Source organism: Streptomyces sp. NPDC029044, from assembly GCF_040637495.1.
In the GTDB taxonomy this organism is placed as follows: domain Bacteria; phylum Actinomycetota; class Actinomycetes; order Streptomycetales; family Streptomycetaceae; genus Streptomyces.
Genome location: NZ_JBEZWN010000102.1, coordinates 1 through 18,619 on the forward strand (window position 1 = coordinate 1; position 18,619 = coordinate 18,619).

Sequence of the window (18,619 nt, forward strand, 5' to 3'; positions counted from 1 at the left end):
GACCGGCGCGGGCCGGCGGCACGGGCGGCACCGGCGGCACGGGCGGCACCGGCGGTCAGGCGTACCAGCACGGTGGTGCGGACGACGCCCGCGGTGGACCTTCGCACCCCGGCGGCATGGGCGGCACCGGCGGCACGGGCGGCACCGGCGGTCAGGCGTACCAGCACGGTGGTGCGGGCGACGCCCGCGGTGGACCGGCGCGCCCCGGCGGCACCGGCGGGCCCGCCCCCCACTCCGGCGGCACCCTCGCCCACCCCCGTCCCGAGGGCTCCGACGGCATCGGCGAGACGCGCGAGCTGCCGGTGGTGCCGGAGTCGGACGGCCGGTCCCGGGCCGGGCACCGGGGCCGGCACAAGCCGCCCGTGTGGTGGTCGCGCCGGGTGGCGGTCGCCGCCGGTGCCGTGGGTGTCGTGTCGGCGGCCGTGCTCATCGCCGGGATCTCCCTCTCGGGTGGGTCCTCCGGCGGGACACGGGGTGGCGAGGGCGGCCGTGCCGATCCGACGGCGGGGGAGTCCTCGACGGCGTCACCCACGGGTACCGGCCCGTCGGTGAGCCCCGACGTGCCGCTCACGGGCCGGCCGGGGGATTCCGGAGAGCCGGTCGGCGCCGCGCCCGCGAGTCCGTCCCGCACGGTGAGCCGGACCCCGTCCGCGTCCGCCGCGGAAGGCGGCGCGCGTCCCTCTTCCGGCGCCGACACGACCACGGCCCCGGTGGGTTCCGCTCCCAGTCCCACCGTCACGAATACGGCCCCCCGCAGGCCCGACGGAAAGCCCGGACACGGGCCCGGTGGAACCAAGGGACCCAAGTGACATGCCGGTGAAGGCGGTTGAGTAGGGTCGCTTCGGAACCTGAGGTTCCAGTTGTGGAACAGGTTCTTGTGCCACGCCCCTTTACGCGATCACAATGCACATGACAACTGTGCAGGCGGCCGGAGGATTTCCGGTCGCCTCCGTCGCAAGAGGGGACCCCCCATGAGAAAACCTCTCGCCGCCGCGTTCTGCGCCCTGGCGATAGCCGGGGCCGGCGCGGCTCCCGCGAGCGCTGCCGATGCCGCCCCCACGGGCGTCGGCAAGGCCGCGGACACGGGCTCGGCCACGTCCGCCGTCTCCGGCGTGGTCGCGTCCGTGGAGCAGACGCTGTCCGGCCTCCGCGGCCCTCAGGCCAAGGCCGTGAACTTCGCCGGCACCGTCGCGCTCAGCAACTGCTCCGGCTCGGTCGTCCGCATGCCGGACGCCGAGGACAACGACCCGGCGCTCGTGATGACCAACGGCCACTGCCTGGAGTCCGGGTTCCCCGGCCCCGGCGAGGTCCTGGTCGACAAGGCGTCCAGCCGCACCTTCAGCCTGCTCAACGCCTCCGGCTCGCGCGTCGCCACCCTGCGCGCCGCCAAGCTCGCCTACGGCACGATGACCGACTCGGACGTCGCGCTGTACCAGCTCACCACCACGTACGCGCAGATCAAGAGCTCGTACAACATCAACGCGCTGACGCTGAACGACAGCCGTCCCGTCGCCGGCACCGCCATCGGCATCCCCTCCGGCTACTGGAAGCGGATCTACAGCTGCTCCATCGACGGGTTCGTGCCCACCCTGAAGGAGGGCGACTGGACCTGGAAGGACTCGGTCCGCTACACCTCCGCCTGCAACACCATCGGCGGCACGTCCGGCTCGCCCGTCGTCGACCAGGCCACCAACAAGGTCGTCGCCATCAACAACACCGGCAACATGGACGGTGAGCGCTGCACGGTGAACAACCCCTGTGAGGTCGACGCGAACGGCACCGTGACCGTCCGCAAGGGCATCAACTACGCCCAGCAGACCTACGGGATCCCGGCCTGCTTCGGGATCGACAGCAAGCTCGACCTGAGCGCGAGCGGCTGCACGCTGCCCAAGCCGTAAGGCCTAAAGGCTCAAAGGCCTAAAGGAGAGTGCCGGCCGGGCGGTCACGCGGGGGGAGTCCTGCGGACCGCCCGGCCCGCCAGTACGTCCGTGCGCCGGCCGTCCTCGATCACGAACCGGCCGTCGACCAGGACGTGCGGGATGCCCGCCGGGAGCGTGCGCGGCCGCGCGAAGGTGGAACCCGCCGCGACCGTCACCGGGTCGAAGAGCACCAGGTCGGCCTTGTAGCCCTCGCGCACCAGACCCCGGTCGGGCAGCCGGAGCCGTGCCGCCGGGCGCGACGTGAGGTGCGCGACGCACTCCTCCAGCGACAGCACCCCCAACTCCCTCACGTAGTGTCCGAGGTAGTGCGGGAAGGTGCCGTAGGCGCGCGGGTGGGGTTTCGCGCCCTGGAGGATGCCGTCCGAGCCGCCCGTGTGCACGCGGTGACGCATGATCTCCCGGACGTTCTCCTCGTGGCCCACGTGCTGGAGGATCGTCGGTGCCAGCCGGTCGGCCAGCAGCAGCCCGCGCGCGGTCTCCCAGGGATCCTCGCCCCGCCGGTCCGCCGACTCCTGGACCGTCCGGCCGACGAAATCGGCCAGGGCCGGGTCGCCCACGCCCGAGACCTCGATCGTGTCCCACTCGACGGGCACGCCGTGGCAGCCGTCCGAGCCGGTGACCTCCAGGTCGTGGCGGATGCGGTCCGCTGTGCCGGGGTCCGCCAGCCGCCCGAGGGTCTCCTCCGGGCCGCCCTCGCTCGCCCAGCTCGGCAGCACGGCCGCCAGCGTCGTACAGCCCGGTGTGTACGGGTAGGTGTCGAGGCTGATGTCGGACCCGGCCGCGAGCGCCTCGTCCAGCAGGGCCAGCAGTTCGGGCGCCCGGCCCTTGTTCACGCCGAAGTTCATGGTGGCGTGCGCGAGATGGAGGGAGCAGCCGGCCTCCCGGGTGAGCACGACCATCTCTTCGTACGCCCGGAGGGCCCTGGCGCCGTAGGAGCGGTGGTGCGGGCAGTAGTAGCCGCCGTACGACGCCACCACCCGGCACAGTTCGGTCAGTTCGGCGTCCTGTGCGTACATGCCCGGGGTGTACGTCAGCCCCGACGACATGCCGACGGCGCCCTGCTCCATGCCCTCGGCCACCAACTGCCGCATCCGGTCCAGCTCCTGCGGTGTGGCCGCGCGGTCCTCCCAGCCGACGGCGAGCGCCCGGACCGTGCCCTGCGGGATCAGGTAGGCCGCGTTCACGGCGATCCCGCGGTCCAGCCGGTCCAGGTACTCGCCGACCGTACGCCAGTCGAAGTCGATGTCGTCGCCCGGGCCGTTCCACCCGGCGATCGCCCGCCGCACCTCGCCGAGCGTGCGGTCGTCGACCGGCGCGTACGACAGCCCGTCCTGGCCGATGACCTCCAGGGTCACGCCCTGCGCGGCCTTGGCACTGTGGTCGGGGTCGCGCAGCAGCGCCAGGTCGCTGTGCGCGTGCATGTCGACGAAACCGGGGGAGAGGACCAGGCCCTCGGCGTCCAGCTCCCGGCGCGCCCGCGGCCGCTGGCAGCCGGCCGCCGCGGCCTCCTTGACGATCGACACGATCCGGCCGCCGTCGATGACGACATCGGCCCGGTAGGAGTCCGCGCCGGAGCCGTCGACGACGTCGGCGTCCCGGATGACGAGCTCTTCCATCGCTGACGGCCTCCTAGAAGAACGTGCGGACGTAGTCGACGACCGTGCCGTCCGCCTCGGCGACGGGGATCAGCTGCCACTTGTCGAACGAGGTGCACGGGTGGGACAGCCCGAGCCCGACCCAGTCGCCGACCTCCAGATCCGCCTCCGGCGTGGTCGCGAGCCAGGCGTGCTGGTCCGACAGGGCCGTCACGGACACGCCGGTGGCCGGGCGCTCGGCACCGTCCCGGCGGATCACCTGGGCGAAGGGCAGGTCGAGGTCGTAGGCCGCGTCCCGCTTGCCCGCGTTGACGAAGGCCTGCTCGGCCGACGGCCGTGACACCACCTGCGTCCACAGGCGGAACGCCGGCTCCAGGGCGCCCTCCTCGGGGACCCGGTTGAACGGGGTCAGCTTGCGGTAGTGGCCGTCGTCGTGCGAGACGTACGCGCCCGAGCGCAGCAACTTCAGTACGGGCAGGGACAGTTCGGGGATCTCCGCGAAGACCTCGGCGACCGCGTCGAACCAGGCGCTGCCGCCCGCGCTGACCACGATCTCGTCCAGCCCGGCGAACCGCCCGGCCTGGTCGAAGTCGGCGGCGAGGGCGACCAGCCGCCGCAGCCACGCCGTCACCCGCTCGGTGTCGGCCTTCGGCACCTCGCCCTCGTAGCCCGCGACGCCGACCAGCCGCAGCGTCCGCGTGGCGGCCACGGCGTCCGCGACCGCCGCGCACTCCGCCTCCGTACGGACACCGGTCCGGGCGCCCTCGCCCGCGGCGAGCTCGACCACGACGTCCACGGGACGCGTGGCACCCCGCAGGGCGGTGTCCATCAGCTCCACCCCGCGCACCGAGTCGACGTAACAGACCAGCTCGAAGTCCGGGTCGGCGTCCAGCTCGGCCGAGATCCAGCGCAGGGCCGCCGCGTCGACCAGCTCGTTGGCGAGGAACACGCGCCGGGTCCCGAACGCGCGCGCCACCCGCACCTGGTGCGGCACGGCCAGCGTGATGCCCCACGCGCCGTGCTCGATCTGCCGCTGGAACAGCTGCGGCGCCATCGAGGTCTTGCCGTGCGGCGCGAAGGCCAGGCCGTGCCGGGCCGCGTACGTCTCCATCAGCTTCAGGTTGTGCTCCAGGCGCTCGGCGGACAGCGCGAGCACGGGCGTCGCGAAGCCGCCGGTGAAGAGGTTGCGGCGCTGGCCGGCCAGCTCGGCGACGGTCAGCCCGTCGGCGTCCGGCGGGAGGCCCTTGAAGCGGTGGTCGACGCGCTCGGCGGCGAGCCGGGTAAGGGACTCGGCGGCGGTGTCGGCTGTCATGGAGCCTCCTGATCAGCAATGTTGCAGTGCTTGCAACCTTCATTGCGTATATCGCTCAACGCTGTCTAACATCTCGGCCACCGCCGGTCAATGAAACCGCCACCCACTCACCGAAGCCGCCCACTCACCGAAGCCGCCGAGGAGCTACGAGCATCGTGACCCGCACCGGACCCTGCAACGCCCCCGACGTCGTGGACGTCGTCGCGCTCGGCGAGTCCATGGTCACGTTCCTCCCCTCCCGGCCGGGACGCCTCGCCGACGTGCCGTCGTTCGAGCGGGGGATCGGCGGGGCGGAGTCGAACGTGGCATGCGTGCTGGCGGCGGCGGGGCACTCCGTGCGGTGGGTCAGCGCGGTCGGCGCCGACGGCTTCGGCGACCACCTCGTCGAGGAGATCGGGTCCTACGGCGTCGACGTCGCGTCCGTACGGCGCGATCCGACGCGTCCCACCGGCATCTACTTCCGCACGGCGGGGGACCGGTCCGGCGATGCCCACGAGGTGGCCTACTACCGGGCCGGATCGGCCGCCTCGGCGATGTCCGCCGACACGGTGGACCCGGCGGCGGTCCGCGCCGGACGCGTGCTGCACCTCTCCGGGATCACCGCAGCGCTGTCCCCGGACTGCCTCGGCCTGATGCGCGAACTGACCGCCCGCCGCCCCGGCCGGCCGCTGGTCTCCTTCGACGTCAACCACCGTCCCGGCCTGTGGCGGGACACGGGCGCCCCGGACGTGCTGCGCGACCTCGCCCGGGGCGCGGACCTCGTGTTCGTCGGGCAGGACGAGGCCTGGGGGCTGCACAGCCCCGAGGCCGTCCGCGCCGCCCTCCCCGAACCCGAGGTGCTGGTCGTCAAGCAGGGCGCCGCCGGAGCCACCGTCTTCGAACGCCGGGACGTCACCTTCGTCCCGGCACCCCGGGTCGACGTCGTCGCCGCCGTCGGCGCCGGAGACGCCTTCGCCGCCGGGTTCCTCTCCGCCACCCTGCGCGCACTGCCCGTACGGGACCGGCTGCGGCACGGGCATCTGATGGCCGCCGCCGCGCTCACCGTGCCCGGCGACCTCGCCACGCCGCCCGCCCGGGACCACGCCGACCGGCTCGTCGCCCTGGACGACGCGGCATGGGGGAGACTGCGACTCGGCCCGGGCTGGACCCAGGAGACACAGCGGGCCGACGAGGAGGTACGTACGTCATGAGCCAGACCGTCGACCGCGCGCTCAGCATCCTGCCGCTGCTCGCCGAGGGCCCCGCCGACCTGGGGCAGGTCGCCGACCGCCTCGGCGTCCACAAGTCCACGGCCCTGCGCCTGCTGCGCACCCTGCACGAGCATGGGCTCGTCTACCGCCAGTCCGACCAGCGCTACCGCCTCGGCGCCCGGCTCTTCGCCCTCGCCCAGGAGGCGATGGAGAACCTCGACGTCCGCGAGATCGCCCATCCCCACCTGGTCCGCCTCAACGAGGACTGCGGGCACACCGTGCACCTCGCCGTGTACGAGGAGAACGAGGTCCTCTACATCGACAAGGTCGAGAGCCGCTACCCGGTGCGGATGTACTCCCGGATCGGCAAGCCCGTCGCCATCACCGTCGCCGCGGTCGCCAAGCTGCTGCTGGCCGACCTGCCCGAGCACGAGCGGCGGGCCATCGCGGAGAAGCTCGACTACCCCACGTACACGTCCCGTTCGACACCCGACGCCGGCGCGTTCCTGCGCGAGCTGGAGAAGGTGCGCGAACAGGGCTGGGCCACCGACCTCGGCGGCCACGAGGAGTCCATCAACTGCGTCGCGGCGCCCGTCCGCGGCGCCGACGGCCGGGTCGTCGCCGCGATGTCGGTCTCCGCGCCGAACGTCGTCGTCACGGCCGACGAACTCCTCACCCTCCTGCCGCTGGTGCGCCGCACGGCGGACGCCATCAGCGGGGAGTACTCCGGCAGAACACCAGTGAAGGGCACCACATGACGGACAAGATCGCGCTCACCCCGAAGACCCACACCACCCCGCCGGCGAAGTTCTCCCACGGTGTGAGGAAGGGCAACATCCTCCAGGTCGCCGGCCAGGTCGGCTTCCTGCCCGCCGAGGAGGGCAAGGCGCCCACCCCCGCCGGGCCGACCCTGCGCGAGCAGACCCTCCAGACGCTGGCCAACGTCAAGGCCATCCTCGAAGAGGGCGGCGCCTCCTGGGACGACGTGATGATGATCCGCGTCTACCTGACGGACGTGGCCCACTTCGCCGAGATGAACGAGATCTACAACGCGTACTTCGAGGAGCAGGGCCTGACCCAGCCGCCCGCCGCGCGCACGACCGTCTACGTCGGTCTCCCCGCGGGCCTCCTCGTCGAGATCGACGCCCTGGCCGTCCTCGGCTGACCCACCCCACCCCCGCGTTGTCGAGGCGCGGCGCCGTTCCATGCGCCGCGTCGCGCTCCCCCCTACCCAGAAGCCGCATGCATTTACCCAGAGGACCCCCGAATGTCCCCTTCGCTCGCCGCGTCCGCCCCCGCCGAGACCCCACCCCACACGGGAGGACTGCTCCTCCTCGTCGACGGCACCGCCGGACTCCTGCTCACCGCAGCCCTCGGCATCGCCCTCCTGCTGTTCCTCATCATCAAGATGAGACTCCAGCCGTTCGTCGCCCTGCTCGCGGTCTCCATAGCCGTCGGCCTCGCCGCCGGGCTGTCCGTCACCGAACTCTTCGGCACGGTCCAGAAGTCGGACGCCGTCTCCACCATCGAGTCCGGCATGGGCGGCATCCTCGGCCATGTCGCGATCATCATCGGCCTGGGCACCATGCTCGGCGCGATCCTCGAAGTCAGCGGCGGCGCCGAGGTACTGGCGAGGCGTCTGCTCGGCCTGTTCGGCGAGAAGCGCGCGCCCCTCGCCATGGGCCTCACCGGCCTGATCTTCGGTATCCCGGTCTTCTTCGACGTCGGCATCTTCGTCCTGGCACCGATCGTCTACGCCGCCGCCAAACGCTCGGGCAAGTCGATCCTGTTGTACTGCCTGCCCCTGCTCGCGGGCCTGTCGGTCACCCACGCGTTCCTGCCGCCGCACCCCGGCCCGGTCGCCGCCGCCGGTCTCCTCCACGTCGACCTCGGCTGGGTCATCCTGATGGGCATCGTCTGCGGTCTGCCGGCCGTGGTGGCCGCGTGGGCCTACTCGGCGTGGATCGGCCGCCGCATCTTCGTCGCCGTGCCGCAGGACATGGTCGAGGCGGCCGAGGAGGCCAAGCAGGCGGTCGTCGACGAGCAGCGGGCCGCCGGGGTCGCGCCCAGCGAGCAGCCGGTGTCCCTCGGCACGGTCCTGGCCATCATCGGCACGCCCCTGGTCCTCATCCTCGCGGCGACCTTCTCCTCGATCGCCCTGGACCCCTCCACGCCGCGCTCGGTGATCGAGTTCTTCGGCAACCCGTTCGTGGCGCTGACGATCGCCCTGTTCCTCGCGTACTACCTGCTGGGCATCCGCCGCGGCTGGTCCCGCAAGTCCCTGGAGACGGTGTCGACCGCCTCCCTCAAGCCGGTCGGCAACATCCTGCTGGTGGTCGGCGCGGGCGGGGTCTTCGGCGCGGTCCTCAAGGCCAGCGGCGTCGCCCAGGCCCTGTCGGACACGTTCAACGACGTGGGCCTGCCGGTGCTCGTCCTGTCCTATCTGATCTCCGTGGTCCTGCGCGTGGCCCAGGGCTCGGCGACGGTGGCGATCGTGACGACGGCGGGCATCGTGGCCCCGCTCCTGTCCGAGGGCGACCACTCCCAGGCCTTCGTCGCCCTGGTCATCATGGCCATCTCGGCCGGCTCCATCTTTGCCTCGCACGTCAACGACGGCGGCTTCTGGATGGTCGCCAAGTACTTCGGCATCAGCGAGCGGGACACCCTCAAGACCTGGACGGTGCTGGAGAGTGTGCTGTCGGTGGCGGGGTTCGCGGTGGCGGCGGTATTGAGCCTGTTCGTGTAGGCGTCTGATAACGAAGTCGGGGTCGACTGTGTGCCGCACAGGTTTCTCGACCATACTTCTGCGCTGTGGAGCAGCGCATAGGTTCGAGCAGCCAGCCCCTGGAAGGCGCCGGATTCGACCCGGCCTTCATCCCCGGGCTCACGTCACCCGCGTCCGGACGGACGGAGGAGGACGGGCCGGAGGAGGAGCCTGAGGTCGCGGACGCAGAGGAGGCCGAAGAGGCCGCCGCCGAGTCGGAGGAGACGGCCGAGGCGTCCCCCTCCGAGCCGGAGGAGGACACCGAAGCCGACCCCGACGGACCCGTCTTCGAGGCGTCCGACCGCCGCGCCAGGATGGTCGCCGACCACAGAGGCGTCCGCATGTCGCTGGACGACCAGGAGTGCGAGTTCCGCTGGGACGAGATCGGCGCGGTCGAGACGGAGACCGCCCGCTTCGGCAAGCGGTACACCGTCACCGTCCACACCCCTGACCGGCGCTGGTACCCGATCGAGATCGAGGCACCGGCCAGGAGCCACTTCACGGAGTGGGACGCGCAGCTGGACGCGGTCCTGGACGCCTACTTCGAGGAAGACGAAGAGGAAGCGGAAACCGCGGGCTAACCGCAGTACTGCGCTTCCTTTCCGATGGACCGGTACATACAGTCTGCGTTTTCCAGCAGTTGCAGCACCGCGTCGCGGTTACGGGAGGTCTCCCGCTCGATCACCTCGTCGGGCGGGTAGAACCCACCCCCACCGGAGCGGGGGTACATCTCGAAGGTGTAGCCGAAGATCTTGTGCGCGCCCCAGAGGTAGTCGTCGATCGACCCGTCCGTGATGTACAGGTCGCTGGACTGTTCCGCCGTGTACCCGTTGCTCGCGGCCATCTTCTGGCCGACCGTCCTGAACGCCGCGTGGTCGTCGGCGGTCATCCCGGTCGTCGTGTCGGAGTACGTGTAGCCGAACGGCCACAGCACCAGCTCGCTGTAGGTGTGGAAGTCCACGCCCGCCTTGATCTGCTGCTTGCCGCCCACGACCCGGCTGCGCACGAAGTCGGCCACGACCTTCACCTCGGGCGCCGACTCCGCCGAGGCTCCCCGGTAGGTGTCCGAGGACGTCGACCCGGAGGAGCCGCCGCAGCAGCCCCAGCGGTAGTTCCAGTTGCGGTTCAGATCCGTGCCGACGTACGAGGAACCGGAGTTGGGCTGCCGGTTCTTGCGCCAGGAGCGGTACGAGCCGGTGGCGATGTCGTACTCGCCGCCGTCCGGGTTGATGTCCGGGACGATCCAGATCTCGCGGTTGTTCACCATGCTCGTGACGCGCGAGTCCGAGCCGTAGTCGGAGGTCAGCTCGCGCAGCAGGTAGAGCGCCATCTCCACGGTCAGGTGCTCGCGGGCGTGCTGGTGGTGGGTGAACAGCACCTCCGGCTCGGACTCGTCGGCGCCCACGTTGTCGCTGATCTTGATGGCGACGATGTTCCGGCCCTGGTACGACTTGCCGATCACGCGCTGGCTCGCGATGGACGGGTTGGCCGAGACGATCGAGTTGATCTCGTTCGTCATCTCCGCGTAGTTGTGGTACTTCGAGTCGGCCGACGGGAAGTCGAGGAGCCGGACGTCGTCCTCGCCGGCGGACCGGTCGGGCACCGCGCCGAGCGGGGTGACCTCGTAGCCCAGCGTGCGCAGCTTCCTGATCTGGCCGGCCCGGCCGGAGACCACGACGCCGTGTCCGTGGACCTCGTCCACGGTCACGCCCGCGCGCTGAAGTGCCGTGCGGTCCTTTGCCGTCGAGTGCAGATGGATCTCGTACTGCCGGACGTCGTCGGCCGAAGCGGCCGGCTTGCGGGCGCTGTCGGCGGTGGCGTCGTCCGTCGTCGCGGACAGGGGCGCCGCGAGGGCGAGGGCGAGCACTCCGGCGAGGGCGGCGGTGCGTCTGCCGGTGCGGGCACCGGAGCCTCGTATGCGAAGTCGCATGAAATCTCCTTGTGGGAGGTGGGGTTGTTCCGTGCGACGTACGTGGTGCGGGTGGCGCATATCGTTCTGCTAATGGCATGAGCAGGTCAAGACTGAAAGCAGCCGTGCAGTGTACGCGTGTGGCACTGCGGTCGAGGTGTCCCGACGGAAGTACACCCACAGGTGTGGCCCTGGCGTGCATATATGTACGCACCGGGGGAGAGTGAGGGTCCGCGCGAGGGGAGCCGGAGTGACCGGCCCCCCGGACCCCCACCCCCTGAAGGACTGGCTGATCATGGGCGGATCAGCGCCACGACGGGACCACCACCTGCCGGCCGAGACGACCAGCTTCGTCGACCGGCGTGGCGAACTGACCCAGGGCCGCGAACTGCTGGCCCGGGCACGGCTGGTGACGCTGACCGGACCGGGCGGCGTCGGCAAGACCCGGCTCGCCGCACGCATCGCGGCCCGGGTGCGGCGCGCCTTCCCGGACGGCGTGCGCTTCGTGCACCTGTCCGGAGTGCACGACCCCGCTCTCGTCCCGCTCGCCGCAGCCGACGCGCTGGACCTCCACGACCGCTCCGCCCAGCCGCCCCTGGACGCCCTCGTCGAACAGGTACGGGACCGGCGGCTGCTCCTCGTCGTCGACAACTGCGAGCATCTGGCCGGCGCGTGCGCGCAACTGGCCGCGGCCCTGCTGCACGGCACCGGGGGCGTCCGGATCCTCGCCACCAGCCGGCACCGGCTCGGCCTCACCGAGGAGCACCTCTTGGAGGTCCGGCCGCTGCCGGTGCCCGACCCCGACGGCGACCTGTCCGCCGCCCAGGGCTACCCGGCCCTGACGCTCTTCGCCGACCGGGCCGCCGCCGTCGTCCCCGGCTTCCGCCTCACCCCCGCCAACCGCGCCTCCGTCGCCCGGCTGTGCCACCGCCTGGACGGCCTGCCCCTCGCCATCGAACTCGCCGCCGTCCGGATGCGCGTCCTCGACGTCGACCAGGTCCTGGACCGCCTCGACGACCGCTACCGCTTCCTCACCACCGGCAGCCCCGCCGCCCTGCCCCGCCACCAGACCCTGCGCGCGGCGGTCGCCTGGAGCCACGACCTGTGCACCCTCCCCGAGCGGACCGTGTGGGCCCGGCTTTCGGTCCTGGCGGGCAGCTTCGACCTGGAGACGGCGGAAGCGGTCTGCGCCGACGCCGCCCCCGAGGCCCTCGTCCGGCCTCCGGAAGCCGGTGGCCACCCCGTCACGCTCCGGCCCGCGGCGGCCTGGCCCGCGCTGCCGACCCAGCCCTCGGAGGGGTCCGGCACAAGCACCCGGCCCATGGATGGGTCCCGACCCGGAGTCCGTACCGGGAACGGCTCCGGTGCCGACGGCTGGTTCGGTGACGGGGCCGGTGCCGACGGCTGGTTCGGCGACGGGGCCGGTGCGGACGACGGTCTCCCCGGCGGCCCCGGTACCCGCGTCCGGCCGGCGGACGGCTCCGCGGCACGCGCCCAGCCCGCCCGGCCCGCCGGCGGCCTCGGAACACGCCTCCCGCCCGGGGCGGCTCCCGCCGGGGCCACCATCACCCTGCTCCCACCCCCGGGGCTGCGCAGGGACGACGTCCTCGAAGCCGTCGCCGGGCTCGTGGACAAGTCCGTGCTCTGCCGGGAGACCGGACCCGGCGGCGTGCGGTACCGGCTGCTCGACACCCTGCGGCAGTACGGTCTTGAGCAGTTGCGGCGGGACACCGGGCAGGAGGAGGCCGCCCGGCGACGTCAGCGCGACTGGACGGCGCGGCGGGCCGAGCAGTACGAGCGCGACTGGTTCGGCCCCGGACAGCCGCAGACCGCCGCCTTGCTGCGCGCCGACCAGGACAACCTGCGCGCCGCCCTCGACTTCAGCCTCACCGCCCCCGGCGAGGCCCTCGCCGGCCTGCGCCTGGCCGGCACGCTCTGGTTCCACTGGCACGCCTGCGGAGCCTCCCGCGAAGGCCTGTACTGGCTCGACCGGGCCCTGGCCGCCGCCCCCGGGCCGACCCCGGAACGGGCCCGCGGCCTCTGGGTCGCCGGCCTGCTGGCCGCCGCCACCCGGGACTTCCCGCGGGGCCGCCGCCACGCCACCGACGCCCTCGCTCTCGCCCGTGCCCTCGGCGACCCCGCCGAGGCCGCGCACGCCGAGTACGTCATCGGCGTCATCCGGCTGTTCGGCGACGACCTGCCCGGGGCGCTGCGGCACTTCGAGGCCACCGTCGCCCGCGGCCCCGTGCCCGGCCAGCACCTCAGTCTCGTCGGCCTCGACCAGGTCGAACTCGCCTGCGCGCTCGCCTTCCTGGGCGAGGCCGAGCGGGCCGTCGAAGTCTGCGAGCAGGCCCTGCGGCTGTGCGAACGGCACGGCGAGCAGTGGGTCCGCTCCTACGTCCTGCGCATGCTCGCCCTCGCCCACACCGTGCGCGGCGACCTGCCCCGGGCGCAGCGGCACGCCCGTGAGGCGCTGCGGCTGAAACTCGCCGTCCACGACGTCATCGGCATCGCCCTCACCCTCGATCTGCTCGCGTCGATCGCGGCCCGGCGCGGCGCCCCCGAGGACGCCGGGCTGCTCCTGGGCGGCGCGGACCGCGTCTGGGCCGACATCGACACCGGCCGCTGGGGCTCCCACACCCTCAACTCCGTACGCCGCGACAGCGAGGAGCGGGTGGTCCTGGCCCTCGGGCGCGGGGTGTTCGAACGGGCCCACCGGCGGGGCGGGGCGCTCGCTCTGCGGGAGCTGGCCGGCCACGCGCTCCAGGAGCCGGGCCGCCCGCCCGGCGCGGAGTCCGCCGCCCCGCCGCCGCACCAGGACACCACGGCCCCGCTGACCCGCCGCGAGACCGAGGTCGCCCGGCTCGTCGCCGAAGGGCTCGCCAACCAGCAGATCGCCGACCGCCTGGTGATCTCCCGCCGTACCGCCGAAGGCCATGTCGAACGCATCCTCGGCAAGCTCGGCTTCAACAACCGCAGCCAGATCGCGGCCTGGATGACGGCACGGCGCTGACCGCCCCACCCGCACCCACCCGAGGGGACCACGTGACCACAGGACAACCCAGCCCGTTCGACCACCGCATGGCCGTCTTCGACTCCGACGACGGCTTCGTCGCCGCCGCCCTGCCCTTCCTCGGCGAAGCCCTCGGCGCCTCCGGCGAACCACCGCCGGTGGCCATCGCCGCCCCGCGCAACCTCGACCTCCTGCGGGACGCCCTCGGCTTCGGCGCGAAGGACGTCACCTGCATCCCGCACACCGACTGGTACACCGGCTCCGCCGCCAACGCGGTCGCCCAGGCCGCCGCGTACCTGGGCGCGCACGCCGGACCCGGCGGCCGCATGCACCTCGTCATGGAGCCCGTGTGGAGCGGCCGGGCCGGCCGCTCGGCCCGCGAGACCACCGAGTGGATCCGCTACGAGGCCCTCGCCAACCTCCTCTTCGCCCCCATGGCCACGACCGCCCTGTGCGCGTACGACACCCGCACCGCCGGGCCCGCCGTCATCGCAGCGGCCCGCCGCACCCACCCGGATACCGAGGTGTACGAGGACCCGCTGCGGCTGGCAGCCGAACTCGACGCCGTGCCCCTGCCGTTGCCCCCGGCCGGGGCGCGGCGTCTCGCGGAGCCGCGCGCCGCCGCTGTGCAGACCTGGGCGGAGGGCCGGGGACTGCCGGCCGCCGACGCCGAGCTGTTCGCCGCCGCCGTGGCGGAGACCGCGGCGGCCCTCGCGCCCCTCGGCGGTGCGGCCCTGCTGTGGGGCGAGGCGCCCGCCTGCGTCTGCGAACTGCGCTCGGTCCGGCGCCTCGACGACCCGCTCGCCGGCTTCGTCCCGCCGGCCGCCGACCCCGAACCGGGGCCGGGGCTGTGGTACGCGCGCCAGGTCTGCGCGTACGTCGACATCCGCGACGACGCCGAGGGAGCCACGGTCCGCCTCCAGTACGCCTAGTGCCGCGTGGCTTCCAGAGGGCCTCCACCTGCACAAGCAGGTAGGGGATCGGGTAGTCCTCCCCCTGCGCCGGACCGCCCCCGGGGATCACCCTGGACCCATGCTGCAACTCTCCGGGCGGCACCTCCCCGACCCCGACGCCCGCTACGGCCCGTTTCCGCAACCACCCCTGGGAGCAGGCCACCTGCGGGTCGAGTACGCACCCCGGCCCTCCGCCGTCCGCGAGGCGCGCGCGGAGGTCCGCAGGCAGCTGGAGGGATGGGGGCTCGCAGAGCGCGGTGAGGTCGCGGACGTGGCCGAACTGCTCGTCGGGGAACTGGCCACCAACGCCCTGGTGCACGCCGGGAGCCGCTTCCGGCTCACGCTGTTCGCCGCGCACGGCGTGCTGCGCTGCGAGGTCGCCGACGGCGAGCGCCGCGTGCCGCGGGTGCTGGACGCCGGCACCGGGGAGAGCGGCCGTGGAATGTTCCTGGTGGACGCGCTCGCCCAGCGCTGGGGCTGCCACCGGGACGGGCCGGGCAAGACCGTGTGGTTCGAGCTCGGCACGTGCGGGGCGGACGGCTGTGGTCGGCGACGGCCGTAGTGCTCCGCCGGGCCTGACCGGGCAGGGTGTCCTACGGGCATCGCGTGAAGATCCGGTCAGGCCCTCTTGTCCCGCGGGCGGCTTTGGGCTTTCTTGACCTGCATGGCGGACACCACGGGAAACACCACGGACAACGAGGCCACACACCCCCCACAGCCCCGGAAAGCGAGCTGGAAGTACATCGGCCCGGGCATCGTCGTCGCGGCGACCGGTGTCGGCGCCGGTGACCTGGTCGCCACGCTGATCGCGGGCAGCAACTTCGGCTACACCCTCCTGTGGGCCGCGGTCATCGGCTGCCTGGTGAAGATCTCCCTGGCCGAGGCGGCGGGCCGCTGGCATCTGTCCACGGGCCGCACCCTGTTCGACGGCTGGGCCAGCCTGGGCCGCTGGACGACGTGGTTCTTCGCGGTCTACGTCGTCGTCTGGGGCTTCGTCTACGGCGCGGCGGCGATGTCGTCGAGCGCGCTGCCCCTACAGGCGCTGTTCCCCGACGTGATGGACCTCAAGTGGTGGGGCATCGCCTGCGGTCTGGTCGGGCTGGTCTTCGTCTGGTTCAACAAGTACGCGGTGTTCGAGAAGGTCATGACGGTCCTGGTGGGCGTCATGTTCGTGGTGACGGTGTACCTGGCGATCCGGGTGACGCCGAACCTCCCGGACGCCTTCGCGGGGCTCCTGCCCGTGCTGCCGGACGAGAAGGACTCGATCCTCAACACGCTGGGCCTGATCGGCGGTGTGGGCGGCACGATCACGCTCGCGGCGTACGGCTACTGGGTCAACGCCAAGGGCTGGACCGACACCGGCTGGATGAAGGTCATGCGGCTGGACAACCGCGTCGCCTACGCCACGACCGGCATCTTCGTGATCGCCATGCTCTTCGTCGGCGCGGAGCTGCTGCACTCGGCGAACGTCGCCATCGCCGGCGGTGACAAGGGCCTGATCCAGCTGGGCGACATCCTGGAGGAGGAGTACGGCGCGGCGACGGCGAAGTTCTTCCTCATCGGCTTCTTCGCCACGTCCTTCACCTCGCTGATCGGCGTCTGGCACGGCGTGAGCCTGATGTTCGCGGACTTCGTGACCCGCCTGACGGGCACGGGCCAGGCCAAGGGCGAGGAGGTCGCCTCGGGAACGCGCGAGCGCTCCTGGCCGTTCCGGGCCTACCTGCTCTGGCTGACCTTCCCGCCGATGATCCTGCTCTTCGAGGGCCAGCCCTTCCGCCTGATCATCATCTACGGCGTGCTGGGCGCGGCTTTCCTGCCCTTCCTCGCCGGCACGCTGATCTGGCTCCTGAACTCCCCCCGTACGCCCCGCGAGTGGCGCAACGGCCCGGTGAGCAACGTGATGCTCGCCGTCGCGGGGCTGCTGTTCCTGATCCTGTGCGTCAAGCAGATCTGGGACCAGCCGTGGGGGGAGTTCTTCTAGGGCGAGGGGACGCCGCTACGGCAGCGCGTCCACGTGCGGTCCCACGACGCTGGACCACGCGTTGCCGGAGGTGGCGTCCCAGTTGGTCGACCAGGTCATCGCACCCCGCAGGGCCGGGTACGTCCGCGGCGGCTTGAAGCTGCCGCAGTTGGTCGCCTTGGTCAGGCAGTCCAGGGCGTTGTTGACCACGGTCGGGGACACGTAGCCGCCGCCCGCCGCCCGGGTGGAGGCGGGCAGGCCGAGCCCGACCTGGGACGGGGCGAGGCCGTTCTCCAGCTGGATGCAGGCCAGGGCCGTCAGGAAGTCGACCGTGCCCTGGCTGTAGACCTTGCCGTCGCAGCCGAGCATGGAACCGCTGTTGTAGTACTGCATGTTGACGACGGTGAGGATGTCCTTGATGTTCAGCGCCGTCTGGAAGTAGGAGTTCGACGTCGACTGCATGTCGATGGTCTGCGGCGCCATCGCGATGATCAGCGACGGGCCCGCCTTCGCGGACAGGGCGCGCAGGGCCTGCGTCATGTAGGTCGCGTTGAGGCCGTTCTCCAGGTCGATGTCGACGCCGTCGAAGCCGTACTCCTGCATGACCGACCAGACGCTGTTCGCGAAGTTCGTCGCCGAGGCCGCGTCGTTCACGGTGACCGTGCCGCGCTCGCCGCCGACCGAGATGACGACCTTCTTCCCGGCCGCCTGCTTGGCCTTCACGTCCGCCTTGAACTGGTCGACGGTGTAGCCGTTGAGCCCGGCCGAGTCGAGGGTGAAGGACACCGCGCCCGGTGTGCCCGTGGCGTCCGCGAAGGCCACCGCGATGATGTCGTAGTGGGCCGGCACGTCCGAGATCCTCTGGACCGCCGCCCCGTTGTTGAAGTTCTGCCAGTAGCCGGTCACCGCGTGCTTGGGGAGTGCGGGGCCGGGACCGGACGTGTTGTTCGTGGTCCCCGTGACCGCCGCCGACTTCGGCGACTCACCGGCCGCGTTCGTCGCCGTGACCTGGAAGGAGTACGACGTCGAGGCCGCGAGGCCGGTCACCGTCGCCGAGGTGCCGGAGACCGCCGTGACCTTCGTGCCGTCGCGGTGGACGGTGTAACCCGTGGCGCCGGAGACGGTGTTCCAGGCGAGCGACACCGACGAGGACGTCGTGCCGGTGACGCGCAGTCCGCTCGGCGCGGCCGGGACCGTGGGACCGGGGCCGGTGCCGCCGCCCCCGTCGGGGCCGAACACCGACACGTCGTCGGCGTAGTAGGCGGCCTGGCCGTACCAGCCGTGCGTGTACACCGTCACCGAGGTCGTCGACGCGCCGGTCCTGAACGTCGTCGACAGCTGCTTCCAGGAGGCGGAGTCGGGCGTCCAGGTGGACACGTCCGTCGTGCCCGTGCCCGTCACGCCCAGGTAGGCGTAACCGCCCCGCACCCAGGCGCCCAGGCTGTACGTCGCGTTGGGCTGCACCCGCACGGTCTGGGTACACCGGGCGTTGTCCTGGCCGGCGGGGGTTGCCCGCAGCGCTGCCGTGCCGCTGCGCACCGGCGAGGAGACCGTCGTACCGCTGCCCGCCGAGCAGGTCCAGTCGCTCAGGCCCGCCTCGAAGCCGGCGTTCCTGGCGTTGTTGACGTCGGCGGCGTTCGCCTGGCCGACGGTCGTGAGAGTGAGGGCCAGGGCAGCCGTGACGGCACCCGACCACAGCCGCAGGGATCGTCTGTGTCTGGACATGACAAGAAAATGGTCCAGACCAGAGGTGGTGTCAAGAGGTCCAGACCAAACTGCCTCCAGGGCGCGGGTGCCGGTGCGGGTGCGGGTGCGGGCGCGGGTGCGGGCGCGGGTGCGCGACGCCGCGTCAGTCGTGGGTCTCACGGCCTCGAACGAAGGCCCGCCGTCAATGCCCGGGCTCGCTGGGCTCGTCGCGCGGGGGTCCCCCGGGGGGCCCCCCCCCCGCCCCCCCCCCCCCGCCCCAAACCAGCACAACACAGA

14 protein-coding genes and 1 pseudogene are annotated in these 18,619 nt (G+C 72.3%); 11 read left to right on the forward strand and 4 right to left on the reverse strand.

Translation table 11 applies throughout. The features are described 5' to 3' along the window. Together AB0E85_RS37990 and AB0E85_RS37995 are read left to right on the forward strand one after the other, a co-directional pair. Positions 1-809, forward strand: a pseudogene (locus AB0E85_RS37990) (hypothetical protein); the annotation flags it as partial. 162 nt (positions 810-971) lie between these two features. Then, positions 972-1,898 carry a serine protease gene (locus AB0E85_RS37995; protein ID WP_361937241.1) on the forward strand — a complete coding sequence of 309 codons (927 nt, stop codon included), beginning with the start codon at positions 972-974 and terminating at the stop codon, positions 1,896-1,898. Between the two features lie 44 nt (positions 1,899-1,942). Here the strand turns inward: AB0E85_RS37995 and AB0E85_RS38000 are convergent, their stop codons facing one another. Continuing rightward, entirely contained in the window at positions 1,943-3,556 is a 1,614-nt protein-coding gene (locus AB0E85_RS38000; RefSeq protein ID WP_361937243.1) for a D-aminoacylase, read from the reverse strand. Positions 3,557-3,569: 13 nt separating this feature from the next. After that, positions 3,570-4,847, reverse strand: a complete 1,278-nt coding sequence (locus AB0E85_RS38005; RefSeq protein ID WP_361937245.1) for an amino acid deaminase — start codon at positions 4,845-4,847, stop codon at positions 3,570-3,572. 155 nt (positions 4,848-5,002) lie between these two features. Between AB0E85_RS38005 and AB0E85_RS38010 the strand changes: the two genes are divergently transcribed. The 5 genes from AB0E85_RS38010 to AB0E85_RS38030 all read left to right on the forward strand — a co-directional run bounded on the left by AB0E85_RS38010 (position 5,003) and on the right by AB0E85_RS38030 (position 9,382). After that, complete coding sequence (locus tag AB0E85_RS38010) at positions 5,003-6,037, forward strand: sugar kinase (protein WP_361937247.1); 1,035 nt, start codon at positions 5,003-5,005, stop codon at positions 6,035-6,037. Then, positions 6,034-6,795, forward strand: a complete 762-nt coding sequence (locus tag AB0E85_RS38015) for an IclR family transcriptional regulator (RefSeq protein WP_361937249.1) — start codon at positions 6,034-6,036, stop codon at positions 6,793-6,795. The genes AB0E85_RS38010 and AB0E85_RS38015 overlap by 4 nt, the downstream gene beginning before the upstream one ends. Then, positions 6,792-7,202 (forward strand): RidA family protein, encoded by a 411-nt coding sequence (locus tag AB0E85_RS38020; protein WP_031132674.1) that lies wholly within the window; start codon positions 6,792-6,794, stop codon positions 7,200-7,202. The genes AB0E85_RS38015 and AB0E85_RS38020 overlap by 4 nt, the downstream gene beginning before the upstream one ends. Positions 7,203-7,304: 102 nt before the next feature. Further along, the gene (locus AB0E85_RS38025) at positions 7,305-8,783 is read left to right on the forward strand and encodes a gluconate:H+ symporter (protein WP_361937252.1); all 1,479 of its coding nucleotides are present in this window, start codon (positions 7,305-7,307) and stop codon (positions 8,781-8,783) included. A 65-nt stretch (positions 8,784-8,848) separates the two neighbouring features. Next, positions 8,849-9,382: a hypothetical protein gene (locus AB0E85_RS38030; protein WP_361937254.1), complete on the forward strand. Its 534-nt coding sequence runs from the start codon at positions 8,849-8,851 to the stop codon at positions 9,380-9,382. Here AB0E85_RS38030 and AB0E85_RS38035 read toward each other — a convergent pair. Further along, positions 9,379-10,731: a M14 family metallopeptidase gene (locus tag AB0E85_RS38035; RefSeq protein WP_361937256.1), complete on the reverse strand. Its 1,353-nt coding sequence runs from the start codon at positions 10,729-10,731 to the stop codon at positions 9,379-9,381. The genes AB0E85_RS38030 and AB0E85_RS38035 overlap by 4 nt on opposite strands. A 274-nt stretch (positions 10,732-11,005) precedes the next feature. Here AB0E85_RS38035 and AB0E85_RS38040 point away from each other — a divergent pair, with 274 nt between their 5' ends. The 4 genes from AB0E85_RS38040 to AB0E85_RS38055 all read left to right on the forward strand — a co-directional run bounded on the left by AB0E85_RS38040 (position 11,006) and on the right by AB0E85_RS38055 (position 16,657). Beyond that, complete coding sequence (locus tag AB0E85_RS38040) at positions 11,006-13,723, forward strand: LuxR C-terminal-related transcriptional regulator (protein WP_361937266.1); 2,718 nt, start codon at positions 11,006-11,008, stop codon at positions 13,721-13,723. A gap of 32 nt (positions 13,724-13,755) precedes the next feature. Further along, the gene (locus AB0E85_RS38045) at positions 13,756-14,655 is read left to right on the forward strand and encodes an MEDS domain-containing protein (protein ID WP_361937258.1); all 900 of its coding nucleotides are present in this window, start codon (positions 13,756-13,758) and stop codon (positions 14,653-14,655) included. A gap of 100 nt (positions 14,656-14,755) precedes the next feature. Then, on the forward strand, positions 14,756-15,238 hold the full coding sequence (locus AB0E85_RS38050) for an ATP-binding protein (RefSeq protein WP_361937260.1): 483 nt from the start codon (positions 14,756-14,758) through the stop codon (positions 15,236-15,238). 102 nt (positions 15,239-15,340) lie between these two features. Further along, positions 15,341-16,657 (forward strand): Nramp family divalent metal transporter, encoded by a 1,317-nt coding sequence (locus tag AB0E85_RS38055; protein ID WP_361937262.1) that lies wholly within the window; start codon positions 15,341-15,343, stop codon positions 16,655-16,657. 15 nt (positions 16,658-16,672) lie between these two features. Here the strand turns inward: AB0E85_RS38055 and AB0E85_RS38060 are convergent, their stop codons facing one another. Continuing rightward, positions 16,673-18,361, reverse strand: a complete 1,689-nt coding sequence (locus AB0E85_RS38060) for a glycoside hydrolase family 18 protein (RefSeq protein ID WP_361937264.1) — start codon at positions 18,359-18,361, stop codon at positions 16,673-16,675. Positions 18,362-18,619: the final 258 nt, after the last annotated feature.